General features: G+C 61.2%; 21 protein-coding genes and 2 pseudogenes. 14 read left to right on the plus strand and 9 right to left on the minus strand.

Going from position 1 to position 25,466, the window contains the following annotated elements; translation table 11 throughout:
- Positions 1-71: 71 nt before the first annotated feature.
- Complete coding sequence (locus tag V3314_RS17710) at positions 72-1,151, minus strand: 4-oxalomesaconate tautomerase (RefSeq protein WP_080958408.1); 1,080 nt, start codon at positions 1,149-1,151, stop codon at positions 72-74.
- Between the two features lie 147 nt (positions 1,152-1,298).
- Here V3314_RS17710 and V3314_RS17715 point away from each other — a divergent pair, with 147 nt between their 5' ends.
- Entirely contained in the window at positions 1,299-2,192 is an 894-nt protein-coding gene (locus tag V3314_RS17715) for a LysR family transcriptional regulator (RefSeq protein ID WP_016714082.1), read from the plus strand.
- A 60-nt stretch (positions 2,193-2,252) separates the two neighbouring features.
- Here the strand turns inward: V3314_RS17715 and tcuB are convergent, their stop codons facing one another.
- The 3 genes from tcuB to V3314_RS17730 all read right to left on the minus strand — a co-directional run bounded on the left by tcuB (position 2,253) and on the right by V3314_RS17730 (position 5,938).
- Positions 2,253-3,434 (minus strand): tricarballylate utilization 4Fe-4S protein TcuB, encoded by a 1,182-nt coding sequence (tcuB, locus tag V3314_RS17720; RefSeq protein ID WP_338459393.1) that lies wholly within the window; start codon positions 3,432-3,434, stop codon positions 2,253-2,255.
- Positions 3,415-4,869, minus strand: coding sequence for an FAD-dependent tricarballylate dehydrogenase TcuA (gene tcuA, locus V3314_RS17725; RefSeq protein WP_338459394.1), 1,455 nt, complete (start codon positions 4,867-4,869; stop codon positions 3,415-3,417). The genes tcuB and tcuA overlap by 20 nt, the downstream gene beginning before the upstream one ends.
- A 148-nt stretch (positions 4,870-5,017) precedes the next feature.
- Positions 5,018-5,938, minus strand: coding sequence for a LysR family transcriptional regulator (locus tag V3314_RS17730; RefSeq protein WP_338459396.1), 921 nt, complete (start codon positions 5,936-5,938; stop codon positions 5,018-5,020).
- Positions 5,939-6,266: 328 nt separating this feature from the next.
- Between V3314_RS17730 and V3314_RS17735 the strand changes: the two genes are divergently transcribed.
- From V3314_RS17735 to V3314_RS17760, 6 genes are all read left to right on the plus strand, one after another.
- Positions 6,267-6,623: a metalloregulator ArsR/SmtB family transcription factor gene (locus V3314_RS17735; RefSeq protein WP_013972227.1), complete on the plus strand. Its 357-nt coding sequence runs from the start codon at positions 6,267-6,269 to the stop codon at positions 6,621-6,623.
- A gap of 112 nt (positions 6,624-6,735) precedes the next feature.
- On the plus strand, positions 6,736-7,797 hold the full coding sequence (arsB, locus tag V3314_RS17740; protein ID WP_338459398.1) for an ACR3 family arsenite efflux transporter: 1,062 nt from the start codon (positions 6,736-6,738) through the stop codon (positions 7,795-7,797).
- Positions 7,798-7,800: 3 nt separating this feature from the next.
- Positions 7,801-8,517 carry an arsenical resistance protein ArsH gene (gene arsH / locus V3314_RS17745; protein WP_046613815.1) on the plus strand — a complete coding sequence of 239 codons (717 nt, stop codon included), beginning with the start codon at positions 7,801-7,803 and terminating at the stop codon, positions 8,515-8,517.
- 23 nt (positions 8,518-8,540) lie between these two features.
- Complete coding sequence (locus tag V3314_RS17750; RefSeq protein WP_085598409.1) at positions 8,541-9,545, plus strand: ArsJ-associated glyceraldehyde-3-phosphate dehydrogenase; 1,005 nt, start codon at positions 8,541-8,543, stop codon at positions 9,543-9,545.
- 9 nt (positions 9,546-9,554) lie between these two features.
- Positions 9,555-10,778, plus strand: coding sequence for an organoarsenical effux MFS transporter ArsJ (arsJ, locus tag V3314_RS17755; RefSeq protein ID WP_135001204.1), 1,224 nt, complete (start codon positions 9,555-9,557; stop codon positions 10,776-10,778).
- Positions 10,779-10,847: 69 nt separating this feature from the next.
- Complete coding sequence (locus tag V3314_RS17760) at positions 10,848-11,444, plus strand: AAA family ATPase (RefSeq protein ID WP_135001203.1); 597 nt, start codon at positions 10,848-10,850, stop codon at positions 11,442-11,444.
- 63 nt (positions 11,445-11,507) lie between these two features.
- On the opposite strand, the pseudogene V3314_RS17765 reads toward V3314_RS17760, so the two are convergent.
- Positions 11,508-11,738: pseudogene (locus V3314_RS17765) on the minus strand (AraC family transcriptional regulator); the annotation flags it as partial.
- A 121-nt stretch (positions 11,739-11,859) separates the two neighbouring features.
- Between V3314_RS17765 and V3314_RS17770 the strand changes: the two are divergent.
- From V3314_RS17770 to V3314_RS17780, 3 genes and pseudogenes are all read left to right on the plus strand, one after another.
- A complete protein-coding gene (locus V3314_RS17770; protein ID WP_135001202.1) occupies positions 11,860-12,597 on the plus strand; it encodes an SDR family oxidoreductase in 738 nt (245 codons plus the stop codon).
- A 354-nt stretch (positions 12,598-12,951) separates the two neighbouring features.
- Complete coding sequence (locus V3314_RS17775; protein WP_046613821.1) at positions 12,952-13,371, plus strand: organic hydroperoxide resistance protein; 420 nt, start codon at positions 12,952-12,954, stop codon at positions 13,369-13,371.
- A 243-nt stretch (positions 13,372-13,614) separates the two neighbouring features.
- Positions 13,615-14,007 (plus strand): annotated as a pseudogene (locus V3314_RS17780) (redoxin domain-containing protein); the annotation flags it as partial.
- A 65-nt stretch (positions 14,008-14,072) separates the two neighbouring features.
- On the opposite strand, the gene V3314_RS17785 reads toward V3314_RS17780, so the two are convergent.
- From V3314_RS17785 to V3314_RS17795, 3 genes are all read right to left on the minus strand, one after another.
- Positions 14,073-14,498 (minus strand): cupin domain-containing protein, encoded by a 426-nt coding sequence (locus tag V3314_RS17785; RefSeq protein WP_046613822.1) that lies wholly within the window; start codon positions 14,496-14,498, stop codon positions 14,073-14,075.
- A 212-nt stretch (positions 14,499-14,710) separates the two neighbouring features.
- The gene (locus tag V3314_RS17790) at positions 14,711-15,910 is read right to left on the minus strand and encodes an MFS transporter (RefSeq protein ID WP_135001201.1); all 1,200 of its coding nucleotides are present in this window, start codon (positions 15,908-15,910) and stop codon (positions 14,711-14,713) included.
- The gene (locus V3314_RS17795) at positions 15,907-16,044 is read right to left on the minus strand and encodes a hypothetical protein (protein ID WP_161797616.1); all 138 of its coding nucleotides are present in this window, start codon (positions 16,042-16,044) and stop codon (positions 15,907-15,909) included. Before V3314_RS17795 ends, V3314_RS17790 begins: the two co-directional genes overlap by 4 nt.
- Positions 16,045-16,188: 144 nt before the next feature.
- Here V3314_RS17795 and V3314_RS17800 point away from each other — a divergent pair, with 144 nt between their 5' ends.
- Together V3314_RS17800 and V3314_RS17805 are read left to right on the plus strand one after the other, a co-directional pair.
- Positions 16,189-17,280, plus strand: a complete 1,092-nt coding sequence (locus V3314_RS17800) for an efflux RND transporter periplasmic adaptor subunit (RefSeq protein WP_284384826.1) — start codon at positions 16,189-16,191, stop codon at positions 17,278-17,280.
- A 1-nt stretch (position 17,281) separates the two neighbouring features.
- On the plus strand, positions 17,282-20,407 hold the full coding sequence (locus V3314_RS17805) for an efflux RND transporter permease subunit (RefSeq protein WP_338459400.1): 3,126 nt from the start codon (positions 17,282-17,284) through the stop codon (positions 20,405-20,407).
- Positions 20,408-21,097: 690 nt separating this feature from the next.
- On the opposite strand, the gene V3314_RS17810 is transcribed toward V3314_RS17805, so the two are convergent.
- Positions 21,098-22,741: an acetolactate synthase large subunit gene (locus V3314_RS17810; RefSeq protein WP_338459401.1), complete on the minus strand. Its 1,644-nt coding sequence runs from the start codon at positions 22,739-22,741 to the stop codon at positions 21,098-21,100.
- 194 nt (positions 22,742-22,935) lie between these two features.
- On the opposite strand from V3314_RS17810, the gene V3314_RS17815 reads away from it, so the two are divergent.
- Positions 22,936-24,555 carry a methyl-accepting chemotaxis protein gene (locus tag V3314_RS17815; protein WP_338459403.1) on the plus strand — a complete coding sequence of 540 codons (1,620 nt, stop codon included), beginning with the start codon at positions 22,936-22,938 and terminating at the stop codon, positions 24,553-24,555.
- A gap of 171 nt (positions 24,556-24,726) precedes the next feature.
- Positions 24,727-25,464, plus strand: coding sequence for a gluconate 2-dehydrogenase subunit 3 family protein (locus V3314_RS17820; RefSeq protein ID WP_338459404.1), 738 nt, complete (start codon positions 24,727-24,729; stop codon positions 25,462-25,464).
- Positions 25,465-25,466 lie beyond the last annotated feature (2 nt).

A 25,466-nucleotide genomic window follows, 5' to 3' on the forward strand; every position in this document is an offset into this window, starting at 1 on the left:
AGGCATCACCCATTGTTGAAATTGTGCGGATGCGCTTGTTGCAAATGTAAAAGTGTGGGCTGTCGCCCGACCTACCCCGCCAACCTGCGGAATGTAGGGGCATAAACGAAGCCTGAGAACAGCCGCCGGGCAGTTCGCACCACCGAGGCCTGAATCGTCTTGCCATCGGCACCGCTGCGTGACAGCGCGACATCGATACCGCCGCTTGGGTGTTCCAGGCGCACCTCGGCCAGTTGCTCGGCACCCTCGCCCAGCAGTTCGCCGATTACCGTACCTGGGCTGACGCAGGCAGTCGCCAGCCCTATCGCTCCGGTGATGGCCAGGGCGCGATGGCAGTTGTGCGGCATGAAGTAGCGAACCTGCAACGTGCCGTCATAGCGGGGCTTGGACACCAGAACAGGCTTCGGGATGACCATGCCGCTGACATCACCCAGGCCCATGGCCTTGCCGGCCTTCAGGCGCAACGCCTCGAGGCGTTCGAGCAATCCGCCGTTGGCGTCGAGTTCGGCCGGGGTTTCCGAGCCGGTGACACCCAGCTGGCTGGCCTCTATCACCATCATCGGCATGGCCATGTCGATGCAGGTGACCGGTACGCCATCGATCACATCCTTGGCCTTGCCGGTCGGGAACAGCTTGCCGGTCTTGCTGCCGACCGCATCGAGGAAGGTCAGGTGCACCGGGGCGGCAGTGCCCGGTACACCATCGATCGCCGTGCGGCCTTCATAGCGCACGATGCCGCCGGGGGTTTCCACCAGCGAATTGACGAAAGTGCCGGTGTTGAGGTTGCGAATGCGTACCAGCGTCTTGCCGTCCTGCCCTTTGACAAGGCCTTGCTCGATGGCGAAAGGGCCAACGGCGCACAGCATGTTGCCGCAGTTGGGCGCAGTATCGACCCGGCGCTGGGCGACCATGACCTGCACGAACAGGTAGTCGACGTCGGCGTCGGCATGCAGCGAGGGGCTGACAATCGCTACCTTGCTGGTCTGCGGGCTACCGCCACCGATGCCGTCGATTTCCAGTTCATGCCCGGAACCCATCAGGTTGAGCAGCAATTCGTCGCGTTCGACCACATTGGCAGGAAGGTCCCATGCATGGAAAAAGGGGCCCTTGGAGGTGCCACCGCGCATGAGTACGCAAGGAATTCGTTGCATGATTTCGCACTCTTGTTGATCAATGGACATCATTGATGCTGTGGACAAAAGATTGACAGGGATAGATAAATCAATCCAATGCAAATATCGTAGTCATTGTTCCGATTTGAGCATCAATACAGAGCCCAATGCCAAGAGCGATCCGAGATGGAATATGAGCTGCAAGACATACGATCTTTCGTGAAAATCGCCGAACTCGGCAGCTTCCACGAAGCCGCAGAAGCGCTGCACCTGTCCCAGCCCGCCTTGAGCCGACGAATCAAGAAGCTCGAGGAAGGCCTGGGCACTTCGTTGCTGGAACGCACTACTCGTCGCGTCAGCCTGACCAGCGTCGGGCGCGATTTCCTGCCCAAGGCCAGGCGCCTGCTGGATGACTTCGAAGACTCGATCCTGAGCATCCGCGAACTCGCAGAACGACAGACCGGTCAGGTGACCCTCGCCTGTATTCCGACCGCAGCGTTCTATTTCCTGCCGTCGGTGATCCGCGACTACAACGAGCAATACCCCAAGATCCGCATTCGCCTGCTGGACCTCAGCGCCAACGACGGGCTCGAAGCCGTGCTGCGCGGTGAAGCCGATTTCGGCATCAACATGATGAGCGGCCAGCACCCAGACATCGAGTTCGTCTCCCTGGTACAGGAGCATTTCGTCCTGGCCTGCCGCAGGGACCACAAGCTGGCGAACCGTGAAGCCGTCACCTGGACAGAACTGGCCGACTACCGCCTGATCGGCGTAGGCCGGCTCAGTGGCAACCGGATGTTGCTGGACCATGCCCTGTCCGGGCTCAACCTGCGGCCCAAGTGGTTCTATGAGGTTCAGCACCTGTCCACCTCGCTGGGCATGGTCGAGGCCGGGCTGGGCGTATCGGCCATGCCCAGCCTGGCCATGCCCAACGCCGACCACCCGACGCTGGTCAGCGTGCCGCTGATCGAACCCCAGGTAACCCGTACCCTGGGGTTGGTCTACCGCAGAGGGGCGTCGCTGTCGCCAGCAGCGGAGAAGTTCGTATCGATCCTGCTGGACAAGTGGCCCAATCGCTGAACGCAGCGGCGTGCTTCTGGCTCGACGCGGTGCAGGGGAAATACGAGCTGTGTTCATGGCTCACTCCCCTCCCAGGCCCAGCCGGTTGGGCCGGCGCTTCTCGATTGCAAACTTGAGCAATGCCGCGCTGCGGAACAGCCCATGGGCAAACTTGCCATAGGGCAGCGTGATGAACAGCGCCATCACGGTACCCAGGTGAATCGCCAGCATGATCGCCATCGCGGCGGTATCACGCAGGCCCAGCAAGGCAAGGCCGGTTGCGCTTACCAACAGCAGAAGCACAATGAAGGCCCGGTCCATGGGGCGCTGGGCCACATCACCCTGCTCCGGCGCCCTGCGCAGGTTCAGTGCCAGCAACCCGGCCGGCCCGACAATCAAGCCAATTCCGCCCAGGGTTCCGAGCACCACCGGTGCGCTCAGCAGCGGGTACGGCGCCTGCTGGCCCAGCAGATAGTGATACCCGGTGGCGACCACCGTGGCGGCAAAGCACAGCATGAAGCCGTAGAAGGTGAAGTGATGGAAGCGACGGCGCCAGAGCGTGTAGCGATCATCGGCGTTGTTGCAACCTTGGCCGTGCCCGCCGTCCAGGTATTTCAGGGTCAACGCCGCGCTTGATGCCTCAAGCACTGCCCCTTTTGCCGGTTGCGCCAGCGCCTCGGCAGGCGAGACCGAACGCCAGAAGCGACGTACCGCCACCGTCAGTGCCAAGCCTGCAGCGACAAAGACGCAACCGAACATCAGCGCCAGGGTGTTGTGCGGGAAGATCGCATAGAAATTGCCCGCCAGCCGACCAGGTAGCAGCGTGCCATTGATCCACAACGCCAGCAGCAGGAACAGCGACAAGGCCACTGCCAAGGCACTGGCAACATAGGCGCCGTTGTGCCGGTACAGCCGGCCGAACAGGGCCGGCCATGCGTATTCGGCGTAGGTTTGCCCGCGCACCTTGGCCATCGCCTGGGGTACGTTGACGGCGAATTCGTGAGGCTGCGCGTACTGGCAGGCATGCAAGCAGGCACCGCAGTTGTGGCACAGGTTGGCCAGGTAATGGATGTCGGCCTTGCCGAACTCCAGCCTGCGGGTCATCGCCGGGAAAACGGCGCAGAAGCCCTCGCAGTAGCGACAGGCGTTGCATATCCGCATTTGCCGGTCCACTTCCCGCTCTTCCAGGTTCAATACCGGGATCAGTTCGAGGGCCGACCCGGCGGCATCAGGCTGGCGTGGTTCAGGCAGTTGCGCAGTCATGGCGGTTCTCTTTTTCTGGATGTTCGTAACCTGCCGCCGCAGCGGCGCTGGTCCCGGCGATACGGCCGAAGGCGGTGCCGATGGACATGCCGACACCTGCGGTGTAGCCCTTGCCCAGTACATTGCCCGCCATCATCTCGCCGGCAACGAACAGGTTCGGGCTGGGACGTTTGTCGAAATGAACCGCGGCGGTTTCATCGGTGCGCAGCCCCAGGTAGGTGAAAGTCACGCCAGGGCGCAACGGGTAGCCGTAGTAAGGGGGTGTATCGATCGGGCGAGCCCAGTGGCTTTTCACAGGTTCCAGGCCAACGGTGTGGCAGTCGTCCAGGCGGGTGTGGTCGAAGGTACCCACCTGGCAGGCTCGGTTGTAGGCATGCACGGTTTCGAGGAAGGCCTGCGCAGGCAAACCGAGCAGGCCGGCCAACGCCTCCAGGCTATCGGCGGTGGCGCCCGGGAAAACCGGCGGCATGAAGCGACCGAGCGCTTTCTGGTCGATGATCGAGAACCCCACCTGCCCTGGTTGATGCGCCACCAGGCGCCCCCAGATGGCATACCGCTTGGGCCAGAAGTCCTCGCCTTCATCGTAGAAGCGCTGGCCGTCGCGGTTGACCACCACGCCTAGCGACACACAATCGATGCGCGTGCAGATACCGCCATCGTATAGCGGAGCGCGGGCATCGATCGCCACCATGTGCGCCTGCGTCGGGTCGCCAATCGTGTCGGCACCCTGTTCGATCATGCGGCGCAACAGAACACCGTCATTGAAACGCGTGCCACGGATCAGGAAGTTGTCCGAAGGCCACTCCCCTCGCTCGTTCTGCCCCCACGCCTCGCGCAACCATTGGCGGTTGGACTCGAAACCACCGGCAGCAAGCACACAGGTACGCGCCTCGATGCGCTCGGCGGGCAGCTGACGCCCCCGAACCTCGCGCGCAGGCACATGGGCCGCGACGAAGCGTCCGTCCTGCAGTTCTATGTCGGCTACGGGGGTGTCGTAGCGTATCTGTACGCCAAGGTTTTCGGCGCTACGGAAGTAGGCATTGACCAGCGCCTTGCCGCCGCCCATGAAGAAGGCATTGGTCCGTGCGGTGTGCAGCGCACCAGACAATGAGGGCTGGAAATGCACGCCATGCCGGCGCATCCACCCGCGGCAGCTGGAGGATGCGCGAATCACCAGGCGCGCAAGCTTTTCGTTGGTCTGGCCACCGGTGACCTTCAGAAGGTCCTGCCAGAACTCCTCTTCCGGGTACGCCTCGAGCAGTACGTCCTGGGGGCCATCATGCATGCACCGCAGGTTACGCGTGTGTTGTGAGTTGCCACCACGCCAGGCGCGGGGTGCGGCCTCGAGCAGCAGCACGCTGGCTCCGGCCTCTCGCGCCATCAGCGCGGCACAGAGGGCGGCATTGCCCCCTCCGATGACTAGCACATCGATCATTTCGCCTCCAGATCACGAAGAGCCGAATGTTCGGCTGCTCCTCGTGACCGGGGACTTTAATGAGTGCCTTATGGGTGCGAAACGCGATCGTCGGGGGGAGGCATTCAGTTTTTCTAAAGGGGCTGGATGAGCGCACCCAGCGTCTGGGTCAAAGCAGCCGGGCCCCGGGCCATCGGCCCTGTTCCACCAGATCCCGAGCGACCTCCTGCAGTACGATCCGCGTTGCCAGCGCTGCCGGCGAGAGCTCGTCATCGGTCAGGCTGACAATTACATTGCGACGCTGCGCCTGTGCTTCATCGATGGCAAACACGCGCAAGCCTGCCTGATGCGCACGGGCCACCGTCGCGCCGGGCTGGATGGTCGCGGCATGACCCGCATACACGCAATCCATCAACAACGACAAACCATCGACCTCCATGACGATGCTGGCCTCCAGCCCTGCCCGCTCGAAGATCGAGCGCAACGTCGTGCGCAGGCCATGCTGCGTGCTGGGCATCACCAAGGGGAGCGTCGCGATCTGTTGCAATGTGAGCGACTCGCCCCACTCGGCCTTGACCAGCGGGGCGGGAACCAGCACGAACAGCCGCTCCGTGAGAAGCGCCCGCACCTCCAGCCGCGGCCCCGTCTCTGCCTGGAACAGCACCGCCAGGTCAAGGTGCCTGGCATTGAGCTGGTTCATCAGATAACCGGACAGCATTTCCACCAGGTGCAGACGGATGTCGGGATAGCGTTCGCGCATACGGTCCATCAACGCCAGGCCAAGAATCGATGCGGTGGTCGGTGCCAACCCCACGCTGGCGTAGCCGCTCATGCGGCCGCTTTGTGCCGCCAGCACAGCATGCTCCGCCTGGCGAAGCGCCAGCCGCGCATGATATTCGAAGGCCAGGCCCGCCGCCGTCGGCGACACGCCTGTGCTCGAACGTGTCAAAAGCCGGGTACACAGCTCGCTCTCCAGCTTGGACAGCTGTTGGCTCAATGCCGAGGCGCCGACCCCGAGTTCGACCGCAGCCCTGCCAAGGCTGCCGTACTCCAGAACACTCAGGAAATAGCGAAGCTGACGTAACTCCATACAGATCTCTTCAACGATGGGGGCAGGCCTGGCGCATGTTAAACGTATTTGCACAGCGTGGGCGGTCAAGCCTTGATCGACAGGACGCTACGGTGGAACTGGCCCGCCCTCATGGAACCGCACATGACTCATTGAATTGGCAGGGTAGGCGGACTGCTTGCGAATTCAGTTCGCCAAGCGTCAGCGCAGCCCACAAGCTGGGCGATCTCCTGCAAGGCCTTCTTTCGTCTGCAGGAATCAATCTGGCAGGCCTTGCAATACATGCAAAAATTCGTATATTTGAAAAACCATATATATCAAGCATGAAAAGCAAACACCGAGAACCACCATGACTGACTCGCTGACCCCGACCCAGGTATTCAAATGCCTCGCCGACGAGAACCGCATTCGGATGATGCTGCTGATCGCTCGTGAGGAAGAGCTGTGCGTGTGTGAACTGATCTGCGCCCTGGAAGAAAGCCAACCCAAGGTTTCCCGGCACCTCGCACAACTGCGCACCTGCGGCCTGCTTGAAGATCGCCGGCAGGGGCAATGGGTGTATTACCGCCTGCATCCAGAACTGCCCGCCTGGGTACGCGATGTCCTGGTAACCACGCTGGAAGCCAATCGCGAATGGTTGAGCACCAGCGCCAAACGACTGGACACCATGGGTGACCGCCCTCAGCGCGTCGCTGCCTGCTGCTGACCACTGTCGAAAAAAGGCATTTCTCGCATTGCCTTTCGAACGACTGGATGCCGCCCGGCTCAAGGCCGAGCTGGCGATCATCGAAACGCTCTGACGTTCAGGGAGATACACCATGAGCAAAAGCCGGCTTTCCTTCCTCGACCGCTACCTGACGGTCTGGATCTTCCTGGCCATGGGCCTGGGGATCGCTCTCGGCAGCCTGTTCCAGGGGTTGCCAGCGTGGCTGAACAGCCTGTCGGTGGGCTCGACCAACATCCCCATCGCAATCGGCCTGATCGTGATGATGTACCCGCCATTGGCGAAAGTGAAATACGAGGAGTTGCCGCAGGTCTTCAAGGACAAGCGCATACTCGCCCTGTCGCTGATCCAGAACTGGGTGATCGGCCCGGTGCTGATGTTCGGGCTGGCAGTAGTGTTCCTTTCCGACAAGCCCGAGTACATGACCGGCCTGATACTCATCGGTCTGGCGCGTTGCATCGCCATGGTGCTGGTATGGAACCAGATCGCTGGCGGCAATAACCAGTACGTGGCTGGCCTGGTCGCCTTCAACAGCATTTTCCAGATCCTGTTCTTCAGCGTGTACGCCTGGATCTTCCTGGGCCTGCTGCCGCCACTGTTCGGCCTGGAAGGTAGCGTCATCGAGACTAGTTTCCTCGATATAGCCCAATCGGTGCTGATCTACCTGGGTATCCCGTTCCTTGCCGGTTTCCTGACACGCAAGACCCTGATCGGCCGGAAAGGTGCCACCTGGTACCAGGAGCACTTCATTCCGAAAATCAGCCCGCTGACCCTCGTGGCGTTGCTGCTGACCATCGTTGCCATGTTCAGCCTGAAAGGCGACATGGTGCTGCAACTGCCGCTGGAAGTGCTGCGCATCGCCACCCCGCTGACCATCTATTTCGTGGTGATGTTCTTCATCAGCTTCTGGATGGGCAAGCTGCTGGAGGCCGACTACCCCCGCACCACTGCGCTGGCCTTCACTGCGGCAAGCAACAATTTCGAACTGGCCATTGCCGTGGCCATCGCCACCTTCGGCCTCGCCTCGCCGGTCGCGTTTGCCACCGTCATCGGGCCCTTGGTGGAAGTGCCGGTACTGATCTCGCTGGTTGGCGTGGCCTGGTGGCTCAAGCGTCGCTGGTTCGATCAGCCATCTGGCGCCTTGTCTCAGGAGTAAATCATGACCGAACACCACATTCCCAACATCGACAACGATCTGGTCGACCTGCCGACAGCAGACAAGCTGGCAGTCGAGCAAAAGTCCACCCACAAGCCTCGCATCCTGCTGCTGTACGGCTCGACCCGCGAACGCTCCTTCAGCCGCCTGCTGACCGAAGAAGCCGCCCGCCTGCTGGAGCACTTCGGTGCCGAGACGCGAATCTTCAACCCGTCCGGCCTGCCATTGGCGGATGACGCGCCCGATGACCATCCGATGGTCAAGCAGCTGCGCGACCTGGTGCTGTGGTCGGAAGGCATGGTCTGGTGCTCTCCGGAACGTCATGGCGCCATGACTGGTGTGTTCAAGTCGCAGATCGACTGGATCCCCCTGAGCATGGGCGCCGTACGGCCGACCCAGGGCAAGACCCTTGCGGTCATGCAGGTATGCGGCGGTTCGCAGTCGTTCAACGTGGTCAACCAGCTGCGTGTGCTTGGCCGCTGGATGCGCATGTTCACCATCCCCAACCAGTCGTCCGTACCCAAGGCCTACCTGGAGTTCGACGAAACGGGCCGCATGAAACCGTCCCCGTACTACGACCGTGTCGTCGATGTCATGGAAGAGCTGGTGAAGTTCACCCTGCTGTTGCGCGACCGCGCCGACTACCTCGTCGACCGCTACTCCGAGCGCAAGGAGTCGGCCGAGGAACTGTCCAGGCGTGTCAATCAACGATCCATCTGAAGTCACAACTCGAGAACAAGACCATGGCAATCAAAGTAGGCATCAATGGGTTTGGCCGTATCGGTCGCCTGGCGCTGCGCGCGTCCTGGGGCTGGCCGGAATTCGAATTCATCCAGATCAATGACCCGGCCGGCGACGCCCAGACCCACGCCCACCTGCTCAACTTCGACTCGGTCCACGGGCGCTGGGATCGTGAAGCCGGGGCAGATGGCGACTCGGTGGTGATCGAGGGCAAGCGCATCAAGGTCACCGCGAACAAGAACATTGCGGACACCGACTGGTCGGGCTGCGACCTGGTCATCGAGGCCAGCGGCAAGATGAAGTCGGTAGCGGTGCTCCAGGCCTACCTGGATCAGGGCGTCAAACGTGTGGTGGTCTGCGCTCCAGTGAAGGAGAAAGGCGCCCTGAACGTGGTGATGGGGGTCAACCAGCACCTGTTTGACCCGGCGCAGCATCGTATTGTCACCGCCGCCTCCTGCACCACTAACTGCCTGGCCCCGGTGGTCAAGGTGATTCACGAGAGCCTTGGCATCCGCCACGGCTCGATCACCACCATCCACGACCTGACCAATACCCAGAGCATCCTTGATACGCCGCACAAGGACCTGCGTCGCGCCCGTGCCTCGGGCATGAGCCTGATCCCGACCACTACGGGCTCGGCTACCGCAATCGCCGAAATCTTCCCTGAACTGCGCGGCAAGCTGAATGGCCATGCCGTGCGTGTACCGCTGGCCAACGCCTCGCTGACCGACTGCGTTTTCGAGGTGGCGCGTGAGACCACGGCTGAAGAGGTCAATGCGTTGTTGAAGGTTGCTGCCGAAGGCCCGTTGAACGGAATCCTCGGCTACGAAGAACGACCACTGGTGTCCATCGACTACCGAACCGACCCACGGTCTTCGATCATCGATGCGCTGTCGACCCTGGTGGTCAATGGCACCCAGGTAAAAATCTATGCCTGGTACGACAACGAGTGGGGCTACGCCAACCGCGCAGCGGAACTGGCGCGAATGGTCGGCATGGCGGAGTAGACGGCAATCATGAAGGCGTTGTCAGCCCTGTCCATGGAAGTGCGTCAGTACCTGCTGGTTACCGGCAACTACTGGGCCTTCACCCTCACCGACGGCGCGTTGCGCATGTTGGTGGTACTGCACTTCCATTCACTGGGCTACACGCCGTTGCAAATCGCGGCGCTGTTCCTGTTCTACGAAGTGTTCGGCGTGATCACCAACCTGGCAGGCGGCTACCTCGGCGCCCGCCTGGGGCTGAATCGCACCATGAACATAGGCCTGGGCCTGCAGGTCCTGGCCCTGCTGATGCTCACGGTACCGGCAGCCTGGCTCACGGTGGCCTGGGTGATGATGGCCCAGGCGCTTTCCGGCATCGCCAAGGACCTGAACAAGATGAGCGCCAAGAGCTCCATCAAGCTTCTGGTGCCGGACAGCCAGCAAGGCACGCTGTACAAGTGGGTCGCCATCCTGACGGGCTCGAAAAACGCGCTCAAGGGCGTTGGTTTCTTCCTTGGCGGCGCCCTGCTCGCCCTGCTCGGCTTCACCCTGGCGGTGCTGGCCATGGCGGCGGTACTGGCATTGATCTGGATCGGCAGCCTGATCCTGCTGAAGAAGGACCTGGGCAAGGCCAAGGCCAAACCGAAATTCCGCGACATGCTGTCCAAGAGCCGGGCCATCAACATTCTCTCGGCCGCACGGCTGTTTCTTTTTGGTGCCCGTGACGTCTGGTTCGTCGTGGCTTTGCCGGTGTACCTGAGCACGGCTTTCGGCTGGGACTTCTGGCTGGTCGGCGGCTTCCTGGCTGCATGGGTAATCGGCTACGGCATCGTCCAGTCACTTGCGCCCCACATCACTGGCAAGAAACGCGGCCATGTGCCCGACGGTCGCGCGGCCTTCATCTGGGCGATCGCCCTTGCCGGGCTGCCGGCGCTCATCGCCCTGGGCCTGTCGGCAGGCTGGTCGGCGCAGGTGGTGCTAGTGGGCGGGCTGATGCTGTTCGGCGTGCTGTTCGCCGTGAATTCATCGCTGCACAGCTACCTGATCGTCAGCTATGCCAAGGAAGACGGGGTATCGCTGGATGTGGGCTTCTATTACATGTCCAACGCGCTAGGGCGGCTGGTCGGTACGCTGCTTTCCGGTTGGGTGTTCCAGGCTTACGGGCTGGGAGCCTGCCTGTGGATCTCCACAATGTTTGTCCTGCTGGCAGCCCTGATATCGATTGCATTGCCAAGGCATGTCACCGATTGCTATTGATCCACTCAGCCTGTGCCATAGAATCGCGTACCCCGAAATCTGCAGGCAAGGCGAGAAGGAGTTTCAACGATGCAACGGGTGATGATTATTGGCCAGCCCGGTTCCGGGAAGAGCACGCTGGCACGTGAACTTGGCGCGCGCACGGGCTTGCCGGTCGTTCATATCGACACCATTCATTGGCAGCCAGGCTGGGTCGAACGCAGCAGCGACGAGAAGACGCGTCTTTGCCATGAGGTCGAGGCTGGTAAGCACTGGGTCTTCGAAGGAGGGCATTCGACCACATGGAACAACCGGTTGTCCCGGGCGGACACGCTGATCTGGCTCGACCGGTCGGCACCGCTTCGATTCTGGCGCGTATTGCTCAGAACGCTGCTCAACCATGGCCGTTCTCGGCCTGACTTGCCGGAGGACTGCCCGGAACGACTTGCCAACCTGCCGGAATTCTTCAGATTCATGTGGCAAACGAGAACCTCGGCACGGGAAAAGATGAAGCAACTCGTGGCAACCGCTCCGTCGGATTGCCAAGTGATCTGTGTGCGGTCCGATCGGGACGCCAGGGTATTTCTGGCGAGTTTGGGGGCGCACACTTCTCCAGCCGGGAAAAATCAGGCATCTGCTCAGGACAACTTGCCCCCTGCGGCAGCGATATCAAGAATTGAAGATTGAGCGAAGCCACATTCGACCTGTGATGAGCTTTCATAGCCCACTTTGAATCCGGCAGTGGAAACAATAGGGCCTTTCTGGAGATGCTTCGGTCACTTGACCCGCCAGAGGCAGGGTTACAGAGACGACCAGGTAGTTCAACGGATAGTAGGTATAACACTCTTCCCACAACTGCACCTGTTTGCGGCCCTGCTCAACGATGCATAGCCCTGGCTTATGTACCGTGTGGATCACATCGGTTGGCGTATCGCTGCGTATGAAATGCAGCGGATCAATCGCCGTCTGATACACGCCGAACAAGCCATGCAGGATCGTGCATGTCGCCCGCAGGAATCGCATAACCCAATCCAGCCGAGGCTTCTTACTCTTGCTTCACCACCTGCCTATCGGCGGGGCCACCAGCAACAGGAGTTCGAAAATGCACGGCATCGAACAAAAAGTCATCGTGATCACTGGCGCCAGCAGTGGAATCGGCGAAGCAACAGCCCGTCTGCTTGCCAGTAAAGGCGCTCGCGTGGTTCTGGGCGCTCGCCGCACCGATCGCCTGGAATCACTCGCCAAGGAGATTCGTTCGGCAGGCGGTATCGCGGATGTGCTTGCGCTGGATGTCACCAGCCTGGATGACATGCAGTCCTTCATCGACTTCGCTGTCCAATTGCATGGCCGCGTCGACGTTCTTGTCAACAACGCCGGCGTCATGCCGCTTTCGAAGCTGGAAGCGCTCAAGGTCGATGAGTGGAACCGGATGATTGATGTCAACATTCGCGGCGTCCTGCACGGCATTGCCGCAACGCTGCCGCTCATGCAGCAACAGCGCGCCGGCCAGATCATCAATATTGCCTCCATTGGAGCCTACGCCGTGAGCCCGACCGCTGCTGTGTACTGCGCTACGAAATATGCCGTACGGGCCATTTCAGAGGGTTTGCGTCAAGAGGTGGGTGGTGATATCCGGGTCACCGTCATTGCGCCGGGCGTTACCGAGTCCGAGCTGGCCGATAGCATTTCGGATGAAGGCGGGCGGGCGGAGATGCGCGAGTTCCGCAAGATCGCGATTCCTGCCTCGGCCATTGCCCGGGCAATTGCCTATGCAGTAGAGCAACCTGCAGATGTGGATGTCAGCGAACTGATCGTACGCCCGACCGCAAGTCCATTCTGATCGTTGTACCGAGCGTTGATGGACAGGCCGGGATGGAGACATTCCGGCTTTTTTTCGACCTTACCGTTGAAGACCTGCTCCCAAACCGGGTCCCCTCCCCCCTACCCCTCGCTGCGCCGGAATACGCTGGTTTGTTAATCACAAGGCAAAACGGGCCGGGCCCCTCAAGGGGCACGGCCACGCTTTGTAACGCTCTGTATTACAGCGCGAAATCATACACAAGCTTACACACCGGCCGTGTCAGGACACATGCGCACTACAAGGGGATGAAAGTCTGAGCCACCTCGGGCTCACGCCATCGCCCGAGATACTCAATGAAGAGAATGGCGCAGCCCCACGAACGAGGTACACCCCATGATCAACGCTATCGAGAAGGTGCTTTACACCGGCAAGACCCACACCCGCGGAGGCCGCAACGGCGAGTCGCGCAGTTCGGATGGAAGGCTGGACATCAAGCTGTCCGTCCCCGGCTCGTCCGCCCCCGGCACAAATCCCGAGCAGCTACTGGCAGCCGGCTGGTCGGCCTGCTTCATCGGCGCCATCGGCAAGGCGGCTGCCGCGCTCAAGGTTGGCCTCCCTGACGGCCTGGCGGTGGATGCCGAAGTGGACCTGGGTACCGGAGGCACTGCCTATTTCCTGCAGGCGCGGCTCAATGTCAGCCTGCCCGGGATGGATCCGGAAGTCGCTCGAGCGCTGATCGATACCGCGCACGGCACCTGCCCGTACTCCAAGGCCACTCGCGGCAACATAGACGTCGAAATCAACCTGATCTGACCCGGCATGCGCTGCTGTCCGCGCGCCGGCGGACAGCAGCGGTCGGCATTCTCCCCCCTGCAACCGTCCGCCTTGCGCGCTCTTTCCACGAGCAGGATCTCCAACATGATCAAGCCTCTTTTCAGCCTCCTTGCGGCCTGCCTGATGACTGCCGCCTGCAGCGCAGGCGCCCAGGACGACCCTCTCAATCCACGCAGTGCGTCACCTGCCCCCCTGATTCCTGAATTCAGGGGGATCACCCACTGGATCAACAGCGGGCCCCAGACCTTGGAACAGTTGCGCGGACAGGTCGTTCTCGTCGAGTTCTGGACCTATGACTGCATCAAGTGCCTGCGCACCCTGCCAAATGTGCAGCAATGGCACGAACGCTATCGCGATCAAGGGCTGGTCGTGATTGGTGTGCACACGCCCGAGCATCCACATGAACAGGTCACGGCCAATCTCGATGAGGCGGTAGATCGACTCGGCATCACGTATCCGGTCGCCCAGGACAATGGCTACAGAACTTGGAACGCCTTCTGCAACCGCGAATGGCCGGCCCTCTACCTGATCGACCAGGGCGGTCGAATCGTCTACCAGCACTTCGGCGAAGGTGCCTATGCCGAAACCGAAACCAAGATTCGGCAACTCCTTCAGGTCACACCCTGAAGGAGGAACAGGAACCGGGCGACGGGATATGCCATCCCGTCGCCGGGCAGGGATCACTGCTCCAGCACGAGCAGCGGTGTGCCTTTCCTGACGATGTAAGTCGCCAGCTCAGAGGCCTTGCCCTCACCGACATTGGTGGCGATATGCGGCGTGCCGGCAGGGATGTAGAGGGACTCGCCGGCCTTGAGAATCACCGGTGCCCGCCCCTTGAGCCGATACTCGAAGGTGCCCTCGATCACGTAGGCGACCTCCACTCCCGGATGTGAATGATTCGGCGATGCCACTCCCGGGTCGAAATCGACCCGCGCCTGAATCACTTCGTGAACCGAGTCGCCAAGATCATCGCGAGTCAGATCCGTGCGCTGGATACCTTGTTTCCAGTTGGCGCTCCTGGCGCTTTCGGCCTGATGCTGGTCGGCCTGGGCAAGCGCGGCAAATGCGGTAAGCGTCAAGGCGGCGAGCAAATGGGGATAACGCATGGTCGTCTCCTTTCAGAGCTGTCAGAGGGAGGCGCCACTCTGACCAACCTCCGTAGCGTCGATATGTCGAAAAGGTGCAGATTTGTATGCCTGCGTATGCGCAAGGTGCCGAGATACATCAGGGTACAGTCGGCAGGTTGACCGTCTACGCGCGTACTGACCACAGCGGCCTGCGCGCTCGTAACTGTACTCGCTGAGATCTGTGCGGCCATCTAACTCGCTGATGTCACATTCGCGCTACGCGGCTTGCGGGTCATCAGATGGAACAAGCAAAAGGCGCTTATAGCGAACGCACCCTGTAGCCCTATCATCGGCGAGGCAGTGCCATCCTGCAGCGCGCTCAGCAGTAAGCCACTGCAGGTAGCACCGAGCATCTGAGAAAAACCCATGAGACCAGCAGCAAGCCCAGCACGGTGAGCATTGGGCATGACAACGCCAGCAACCGACGCAGGGATCAGCATGCCCCCGCCCAAGGTTACCAGTACCTGCGGCAGGGAGACGCCCAGCACCGACAAACCTAATACGGAGTGCACCACAACAGAGAGTGCGGCGCCGGCAGCGACCAGACTGATGCCAAACCCGACAATGCGCTGCGGCCCCAACTGCATGATCTTGCGCTGCGTGAACAGGGCACCTGCGATCAGGCCAGAAATTGTTACTCCAAACACCATTCCGTACTGCGCCGAGCTCAGTCCCAGCAAATGAATGTACACCGCGGATGAGCCTGCTATAACAGCGAACATCGCTCCGTAGGTGCCCGCAAGGGTCAAGGCCAGGGCACGACTGGAACGCTGCTTGAGCAGGTCGAAGTAGTCCCGTGCCAAGGTCGCCGGATGCCCAGCTGTGGGATCAAGGCTGAGATTGGATTCACGGTAAAACGCCAGTACCAAAAGCAACGCAGTGCTACCTATAGTCATCGACGCCAGAACGGGGGCGTGCCAGCCCCCCCATTGGGTCAGCAGACCACCGACCATCGGAGCCAGGGCAATTGCACTGAGCATACCAATGACCGTCAGCGCCAAGGCCGGCGCGGCCTGAGCCTTCCAAGCATCGCGGACAATCGCTCGCGCAAGGACCAAAGCGGCGCAGGCGCCAAGACCTTGGGCCACACGCCCAAGGACAAAGCCGGTCATGCTGTCGGCCAGAAGCATCAAGCCTGTGGCGGCCAAATACAGCGTAAGGCCGCCGATCAGAACCGGTCGCCGGCCAATCCGATCGGATAGCGGTCCGAGCAGCAACTGTCCGAGACCAAATGCCGCGACAAAACCGGACAACGCCGCAACACTGGCCCCAGGCATCGCACCGAGGCCCTGTTCGATCCTGCTCAGGGCAGGAATCAACAGCTGTGTGGAGATTTCCCCCAGCGCGGTTAGTACCATCAGGATTGCAAGCAGCAGACGGGACGGGTTCATGGCCTGGTTCCTTCTGCAGCTTTCAATGCCTGGGAAATCAGCTGCCATTGCTTGGCATTCCAGTCGTCGTTGCCAAGGGCGAGCGCCAAAACGCTTTTCGCATCGCACCGCGCCGCTTGTTGTTCATTACTCATCGATCACACCTCCACTGGTCGCTCCGTCCTCGGCAGGACGGAAAATATGATGACCATCATATATACACGAAATTATATTATGAGTATCATATTTTTGACGCATGGCACTCCGCCCCATAGCCGCCCTACCCCAAGGATCGCACTATGAAACACCTAGTCCGACTTGCCCTGATTTCTGCGCCTGCGCTGGCTTCAAGCGGCTGCGACAGCCAGGCCGACGCCTTGGCCTTCGCCGCCCAACCACGAGCAGTAATCGCAACGCATGTGCAACAGGCTTCCCAGCAGGACTCGCTCTATACCGGTGTGGTGGCCGCTCGCACGACCAGCGACCTTGGCTTTCGGGTTAGTGGTAAGGTGATTGCCCGCAAGGTGGACCCGGGTACTCGTGTCAAGCGAGGCGACGTGCTGCTGGTGCTGGATAACACCGACTTCGAACTGGCCCTGCGCACAGCACGTAACCGAGTTACCGCCACCGCAGCAGAGTTGCGCCAGGCTCGTGACGATGAAGCACGCTACCGTCGCCTGACCAGAACCGGGGCGGTCTCTCGGCAAATCTATGATCAGGCCAATACGCGTCTGCGGGTGGCAGAAGCCGAGCACGCCGCCGCCACCTCGGATGCGGCCCAGGTTGAAAATCGTAGAACCTATTCCAGCCTGAATGCCGACGGAGACGGGGTGATCACCGATGTACGGGTGGACCGCGGTCAGGTTGTCGCCGAAGGCCAGATCGTCGCCAGTCTGGCCCACGACGGTGCCCGCGAGGCGGTGATAGATATTCCGGAAACCCAGCGTACGCTAGCCGATCATCCGGCACGGGCCTATCCCTACGGCGCCTCCGGCGTCGCCCTACCTGCCTCCCTGCGAGAACTTTCCGCCGCAGCGGACACCATCACCCGGACTTTCCGCGCCCGTTACACCCTAGGGGATGAAGCTGCAACCCTGGCTATCGGATCTACCATCACCTTGCGCCTCGATAGCACGAGCGAGCAGCAGTTGATGCGTGTCCCGTTAGGTGCCCTGCATGACAGGGGTCAAGGCACTGGCGTCTGGGTCATTGGTAACGACGACAAGGTCGATCTTCGCTCCGTCAAGGTGGTGCGCCTGGAACAGGAAGAAGCAGTACTGCAAGGCGGCGTGCAGCCGGGTGAACGTATAGTCGCCCTCGGTGCCAACCTGCTCAGCCCCGGCGACAGCGTGCGTGAACTGCCAGTGCCCTCCCTGGCCGTGGAGCACTGAGATGAGCCGCTTCAATCTCTCCGCTTTCGCGGTGCGCAACCAGGCAGTCACCCTGTTCCTGATCCTCGCCACGCTGGTTGCCGGGGCCATAGCCTTTGGCAAGCTGGGGCGCGCCGAAGACCCGTCCTTCACGGTCAAGACCATGACCATCACTGCTGCCTGGCCGGGCGCTACCGCGCAAGAAATGCAGGAGCAGGTGGCCGATCGCCTGGAGAAGCGTCTGCAGGAGCTGGACTTCTATGATCGGGTGGAAACCATCGCCCAACCCGGCTTCGTCTCCATGAAACTGCAGTACCAGGACTCCACCCGCCCGGGCGACATCCAGGCACTGTTCTACCAGACCCGCAAGAAGCTCTCCGACGAGGCCAAGCGCCTGCCCCGTGGCGTCATCGGTCCGTTTTTCAATGACGAATACTCCGACGTCTATTTCGCCCTTTACGCCCTGGAAGCCGGGCAAATGCCGCACCGCCAACTGGTGCAGATGGCCGAGGATCTGCGCCAAGGCATGCTGCGCCTGCCCGGCGTAAAGAAGGTCAACATTCTCGGCGAACAGGCCCAACGCATTTTCGTCGAATTCTCCTATGAGCGTCTGGCCACCCTGGGCCTCAAGCCAGAGCAGATCTTTGAAGCCCTGGGCAAGCAGAACGGTGTGGCCCCGGCCGGCTTCGTCGAGACCAGCGGGCCGCGCGCCTACATCCGTCTGGACGGTGCCTTCGACAGCCTGAAGCTGATCGAGAATGTGCCTATCAGTGCGGGCGGCAAACTGCTGCGCATAGCCGACGTTGCAACGGTTAAGCGTGGTTACGAAGATCCACCGACCTACCGCATTCGCCACCAGGGTAAGCCCGCTCTGATGCTAGGCGTGATCATGGAGCCACACTTCAACGGCCTGGAGCTGGACAAGTCACTGCAAGCTGAAGAAGACCGCATCCATGCCGAACTGCCGCTGGGTGTGATGTTTGACAAGGTTTCCGACCAGGCCGAGAAAATCCGCATCGCAGTGAACGAGTTCATGCTCAAATTCTTCGTTGCCCTCGGCGTGGTCATGCTGATCAGCCTGCTGGCCCTGGGCTTTCGCGTGGGCCTGGTGGTGGCCGCCGCCGTGCCGCTGACCCTGGCCATCGTCTTCGTCATCATGCTGATGACTGGGCGCGAGTTCGACCGCATCACCCTTGGCGCACTGATTCTGTCCCTCGGCCTGCTGGTGGACGACGCGATCATCGCCATCGAAATGATGGTGGTGAAACTGGAAGAAGGCTTCGACCGCATCCAGGCCGCTACCTTTGCCTGGACCTCCACCGCAGCCCCCATGCTCACCGGCACCCTGGTAACCGTGATCGGCTTCCTGCCGGTGGGCTTTGCCAAATCCGGAGCTGGGGAGTATGCCGGCAACATCTTCTGGATCGTCGGCTTCGCTCTGCTCGCCTCCTGGCTAGTGGCAGTATTTTTCACGCCCTACCTTGGTGTGAAGATGCTGCCGAAGATCCAGCCGGTGGCCGGCGGTCATGACGCGATCTACGCCACGGCTCTTTATCAGCGCCTGCGCGCCCTGATTACCTGGTGCGTGAACCACCCCAAGATCGTTACCGCATTGGTGGTAGTTGCCTTCCTCGTCAGCGGCCTCGGCATGGGTGCAGTGAATAAGCAGTTTTTCCCAAACTCCGACCGTTCCGAGCTGCTGGTGGAGGTATACATGCCGCCAGGCAGCGCATTCATTGCAACTGAAAGCGTGGTCGCCCAGGTGGAGAAGGCACTGCTGGAGGAGCCCCAGACGAAACTGGTAGATGCTTACGTGGGCGGCGGCGCGCCGCGCTTCTTCCTCTCTTTGAATCCCGAGCTGCCGGACCCTTCCTTCGCCAAGATCATCGTGCAGACGGCGGACTCCAAGTCCCGCGACGCCCTGCGCGAACGCATGCAGGCACGCATCGCCGCTGGCGAGTTTCCCTCCGCGCGGGTGCGAGTCACTCAACTGGTGTTCGGCCCGCCGGTGCCCTTCCCAGTGATATTCCGCGTATCCGGCCAGAACCTGGAACAGCTTCGGCACATCACCGAAGAGGTACGCCGGGTTGTCGCCGCCAACCCCAAGACCCGCGACACCTTCGTCGACTGGGGCGAGCGGGTCAGCGCCTATCGCCTGGTGCTGGACCAGGATCGCCTGCGCCTGCTCGGCTTCACACCCGATGAGGTGAAGAGCCAGCTCAATGCCCTGCTCACCGGCAACCCAGCGACCGAAGTGCGCGAAGGCACCCGCACCGTGACGGTGATGGTGCGAGCACAGAATGCCCAGCGAGAGAATCTCGGTGGTATCGAGGGGCTGACCATCACCAACGCCGCTGGCGTTTCGATTCCGCTGGAGCAGGTGGGTCGCTTCCAGCCGGTGATGGAGGAACCGATCCTCAAACGCCGCGACCGCGACCTGACCTTTGAGGTACGAGCCGACATCATCAAAGGCACGCAGCCGCCGGATGTAGGAAAGGCCGTGTACGCCGATCTGCAGCCGCTAATCGCCAAACTGCCGGCTGGCTATCGGGTGACTATTGGCGGCCCGGTGGAAGAAAGTGCCAAGGCCAACAAGGCTCTGGCAGTCCTGTTCCCGGTGATGATCATGCTGACGCTGGTAGTGATCATGTTCCAGGTGCGCTCCTTCGCCCTGATGTTCATGGTCTTCGCCACCGCACCGCTGGGCTTGATCGGCGCGGTGCCCGTGCTCCTGCTGTTCGATCAGCCCTTCGGTTTCAACGCCATCCTGGCGCTGATCGGCATCGGCGGCATCCTGATGCGCAACACCCTGATCTTCACCGACCAGATCGAGCAAGAGCAGGCCCAAGGCCGACCTCTGCGCGAGGCGATCATCGAAGCCACGGTGCGCCGCGCCCGACCGGTGCTGCTAACTGCTCTGGCCGCCGCGCTGGCCTTCATCCCACTGACATTCTCGGTGTTCTGGTCATCCCTGGCGTTTGTGCTGATCGGCGGAATCCAGGTGGGCACAGTGCTGACGCTGCTTTATCTACCGGCACTCTGCGCCCTGGTGTTGCGTGCCAATCGCAGGCCCAACGCCAGCAAAGAGCCTGAGTGGGAAAAGCTAAGCGTGCAACAGGCGCCTCTGGATACACACCAAGGTGTGTGACACCGCACGGCCCGGGCCTGGAAGTGTGGCCGTTCATTGCTGCTAGCAGCCCTTCGATAAGGGCTGCTTTGGGTCGTTAGCGGCCTGTCACGTACGGCAGCTTTCGACCCGTAGCGGACATTCGTATCTGAGGTGATCTTTGTGGGAGCGGGTTTACCCGCGAACACGGGCGAAGCCCGTGCCATCCTCCGCGTTGCCTGCTTCGCGGGTAAACCCGCCCCCACAGGGTTTGCGCCGGCCTCGAAAAATGAGCAATAGCAGTACTTGCGCAATGGCCGCTTTGGGTCGAAAGCAGCCGTTCTCGGGTGGCTGCCATCGACCCCATGCAGACATTTAGATGTTCGGGCCGATACCGACGCTAGCGCCTTTGAGGGATGAGTTTCGATAGTTGATAACAGCCCTACATTTGATAGTGAAGTTGACCGAGTTGGCAATGAAACACTCGTGGTGAGCATCGTGTTAACAGCTAACAGCTAGATGCTGCCCCCCGAAATAGACCTCAAGCCTACGGGCTACTGGTTATGCTTCGCTGCCTGCCAAATTCCCATGGATGCTACCGGTAATGTCTGGCGAGGACGACCCAATTAAACCCGATCCCGTGGCCGCCGCAGGCATACGCCCGACAGCTTGCTTACTGAGCCGCTTCGAAGAACATGGGCTTGAGGCTTTCGGCGTACTCTGATCAGCGCTTCATACAGCCAGCGCCCGCGCCCGCAGCTCAGTATTGAGGATACGGTCGTTCTCGCTGTAGTCGACCGGGCAGTCAATCACATGCACGCCCGGGTTCGAGATGCAGTGATCCAGCAGCGGCAGCAAGGCATCTGCACTTTCCACGCGATAACCGTTGGCGCCGTAGGCTTCTGCGTATTTGACGAAGTCCGGGTTGCCGTAGTCCAGGCCGAAATCGGTGAAGCCCATGTTGGCCTGCTTCCAGCGGATCATGCCGTAGCCGTCGTCACGCAGGATCACCACGGTGATGTGCATGCCCAGGCGCACAGCCGTTTCCAGCTCCTGGCTGTTCATCATGAAGCCACCGTCGCCGCAAACCGAAATAACCGGGCGGTCCGGGTGCACCAGGTGCGCCGCCATGGCCGATGGCAGGCCGGCGCCCATGGTCGCCAGGGCGTTGTCCAGCAGCACGGTGTTCGGCTTGTGCGCCTTGTAGTTGCGGGCGAACCAGATCTTGTAGATGCCGTTGTCCAGGGCAACGATGCCTTCGGACGGCAGTACGCGACGGATGTCGGCGACCATGCGCTGCGGGTAGACCGGGAAACGGTCGTCATCGGCACCTTCGGCGATCTGCGCTTCGTTGGCTTCACGGATGGCCATCAGGCGGGTGAAGTCCCAGTGCGAGGTGTCGCCCAGTCCTTCAGCGATTTGCCAGACGGCGTTGGCAATGTCGCCGATCACTTCAACTTGCGGGAAGTACACGGCATCGACTTCGGCGGAGCGGAAGCTGATGTGAATGACTTCGGTGCCGCCACGGACCATGAAGAATGGCGGCTTCTCGATCACGTCGTGGCCGATGTTGATGATCAGGTCGGCGGCTTCGATGGCGCGGTGCACGAAGTCACCGGACGACAGCGCTGCGTTACCCAGGAAACGCGGGCTGCGCTCGTCGACCACACCCTTGCCCAGCTGAGTGGTGACGAACGGGATGCCGGTCTGGTCAATCAGCTGCTTGAGGACCTTGGCGGTCATCTTGCGGTTGGCACCGGCGCCGATCACCAGGATCGGGCTGCGTGCAGTACGCAGTTTCTCGATGGCGGCTTCGATGGCCACGTGCTCGGCCAGCGGGCGGCGGTGCAGGCTTGGCGGGATAGGCAGTGCGTCGGTCTGCTCGGCGGCGATGTCTTCTGGCAGCTCCAGGTGCACGGCACCCGGCTTTTCTTCTTCGGCCAGGCGGAAGGCTTCGCGCATGCGCGACGGGATGTTGTCGGCGGAAGCGAACTGGTGGGTGTACTTGGTGATGGGGGCCATCATGCCGCACACGTCGATGATCTGGAAACGGCCCTGCTTGGACTTCTTGATAGGCTTCTGGCCGGTGATCATCATCATCGGCATGCCGCCCAGGTAGGCGTAGGCGCTGGCGGTGACCAGGTTGGTGGCGCCAGGGCCGAGGGTCGACAGGCTGACGCCGGTCTTGCCGGTCAGGCGGCCATAGGTGGCAGCCATGAAACCTGCGGACTGCTCGTGTCGGGTCAGTACCAGCTTGATCTTCGACTTGCGCAGGGACTCCAGCAGGTCCAGGTTTTCCTCACCAGGAATGCCGAACACATACTCGACACCTTCGTTTTCCAGGCATTGCACAACAACATCGGCGGCTTTGGCCATCTTTCTTATCTCACCTACGGTCATCGGGATGCGAACGCCCTGCATGGCAGGCGTTCGAGCGCTCGAAACGCGGGCCACACAGTGCACTGCAAACCAATTTATTGCAATGGCGTTCTATTTTTTCTCAAGTTTTCTCGCTGAACGGCCGAAAGCATTTCGCCATCACTTCCCATTTCGCCGCCCAGAGGAAAGACATGCGAAATCTCTCAATCGCGATGCGCTCGACGCTCGCTTTCGGCCTGATCGCCTCGATCATCATCATCGTTGGAGTGTTTGCACTCATTCAGATGTCCCGCGTCGACCAGATCAACCGCACCATCGAAACGATCAGCACGCCGACCGCTAACGCGCTTGGCAACATGCGTGAAGCCGTACTGGGTATCCGCGTCAACTCCTTGAAGCTGGCGTTCTACCCCACCGACACCATGCGCGCTGACAGCAGCCGGCGCCTGGAATTACAACTCGACAAGCTCGCCAAGGCCCAAGCGCAATACCTGGCAAAGCTGGCAGACCCTAATGAACGTGCGCTGTACAAGGAGGTCGAGCCTTACCTCAACGCCACCGCACCCGGTATTCGCGAGCTGATCGGCTTGGCCAAACAAGGCCGGGAGAGCGAAATGGTGAGCCTGCTCAACGGACCTCTACGGGAAAATTCCGAGCAATCCTTCCCCCGCCTGTACGCCCTGAGCGATCTCAACCAGCGCAACATCAACCAGGCCTTCTCCAGCGCCAGCAGCACCTACTCCAACTCCCGGGCCAGCGTGGCCGCGCTGATGGCCGTGGCTGCATTGATCACCATCGGTGTGGCCTGGCTGGTCAGCCGCAGTATCATCCTGCCGATCAACAGGGCAGCATCGAGCGCCGAAGTCATCGCCTCGGGGGACCTCACCCAACCCATGGAAAATGAAGGCCACGATGAAGTCACGCGGCTGTTCGGCGCGCTGCAGCAAATGCAGGCGAACTTGCGCGCAGCGATTGACCAGATCGTGCAATCAGCCTCAGTGATTGCAGCCTCCTCTACGCAATTGAGCGCGGTCACGGTCGAATCGAACGAGAACCTGCAGATGCAGGCCAACGAGATCGAGCAGGCAGCGTCTGCGGTGACCGAACTCTCTGCGGCAGTGGACGAAGTGGCCCGTACCGCGGTGAACACTTCGCAGGCATCGGAGCAATCGAAAGCCGCGAGCGAGGCCGGCAATGCCCGGGTGGGAGAAACCGTAGCAGCCATCGAGCAGATGAGCCTCGACATTCAGCAGAGCGCTCAGCAAGTGGACAGCCTCGCCACCAGCGTGGCGGACATCGCCAAGGTGCTGGATGTGATCCGTAGCATTGCCGAGCAGACCAACCTGCTTGCGCTCAATGCCGCCATCGAAGCCGCACGCGCAGGCGAGGCCGGGCGCGGCTTCGCCGTGGTCGCCGATGAAGTGCGCGCGCTGGCCCATCGCACCCAGCAATCCACCCTGGAAATCGAGAGCATGGTCAGCGCGATAAGTACCGAGTCCAGCCAGGCAGTAACTGCAATGAACGACAACCGCGCCCGCGCCAGGCATACCCTGCAGGCCGCACACGAGGCGGGGCAGGCCCTGGCACAGATCATGGCGCACATCACCCGCATCAACGAACAGAACCTGGTCATTGCCAGCGCCGCCGAGGAGCAAGCCCAGGTGGCCCGCGAAGTGGACCGCAACCTGATCAACATCCGCGACTTGTCTGCGGTGTCGACCAGCCAAGCGAACCAGACCGCTTCAGCGAGCCAGGCCCTGGAACAGCTGGGCACTCAGCTCAATGCTCTGGTCACGCGGTTCCGGACTTGACCCCACGTAATTGACACAGTCGAAAATCATTATTTCGCAACGCAATTCTATTTTTGCGCATTGCGAGGCATAATGCCGCGCGCCCATGGCCGGTCACTCCCCCCCGATAAAAACAGAACAATGGTGGCCAGGACCGAAACCGAGACTGTTCCTGAACCGAGCGAGCACCTGATGTCCGACACACCCAACTCACGGCGCGAATTTCTGCGTCGTAGTGCCATCCTCATTCCAGCGGTCAGCCTGGTGGGCTATGCAGCCTATGAGGCCATCGATTCGAATTCGACGCATGCCAGCACCGCTGTCGCCCCCACGCCAAGCGGGCCTGCCGAGCCCTACCATCCAACGTACTTCACCGACAGCGAGTGGTTGTTCGTGAACGCGGCCTGCGCCGTGCTCATTCCCGAGGACGACGAAGGCCCCGGCGCAGTGACCGCCGGTGTGCCTGAGTTTCTCGACCGCCAGATGGAAACGCCTTACGCGCACGGCCGCCTGTGGTACATGCAGGCGCCATTCATCACCGACCAGCCCGCCGAACTGGGTTACCAGATGAAACTGGTACCCCGCGAGCTGTACCGCCTGGGAATTGCCGACCTCGACGCCGCTTGCCTCGAGCAGTTCGGCAAGCATTTCGCGAAACTGGACGAGAGCGTGCAGACCCAGGTGTTCAAACAGCTGGAGAGCGGCAAGCTGGAACTGGCACGCGTACCGGCCGCTACCTTCTTCGCCCTGCTGCTGAAAAACGTCAAGGAAGGTTATTTCGCCGACCCGCTTTACGGCGGCAACAAGCAAATGGCGGCGTGGACAATGCTTGGCTTCCCTGGCGCTCGCGCCGACTTCATGGACTGGATTGACCGCCCGAACGAACGTTATCCACTGGGTCCAGTTTCAATCAACGGCCAGCGGGGGTAAGG

The organism is Pseudomonas sp. TE3-3-F2023, from assembly GCF_036784815.1.
Classification (GTDB): domain Bacteria; phylum Pseudomonadota; class Gammaproteobacteria; order Pseudomonadales; family Pseudomonadaceae; genus Aquipseudomonas; species Aquipseudomonas pudica.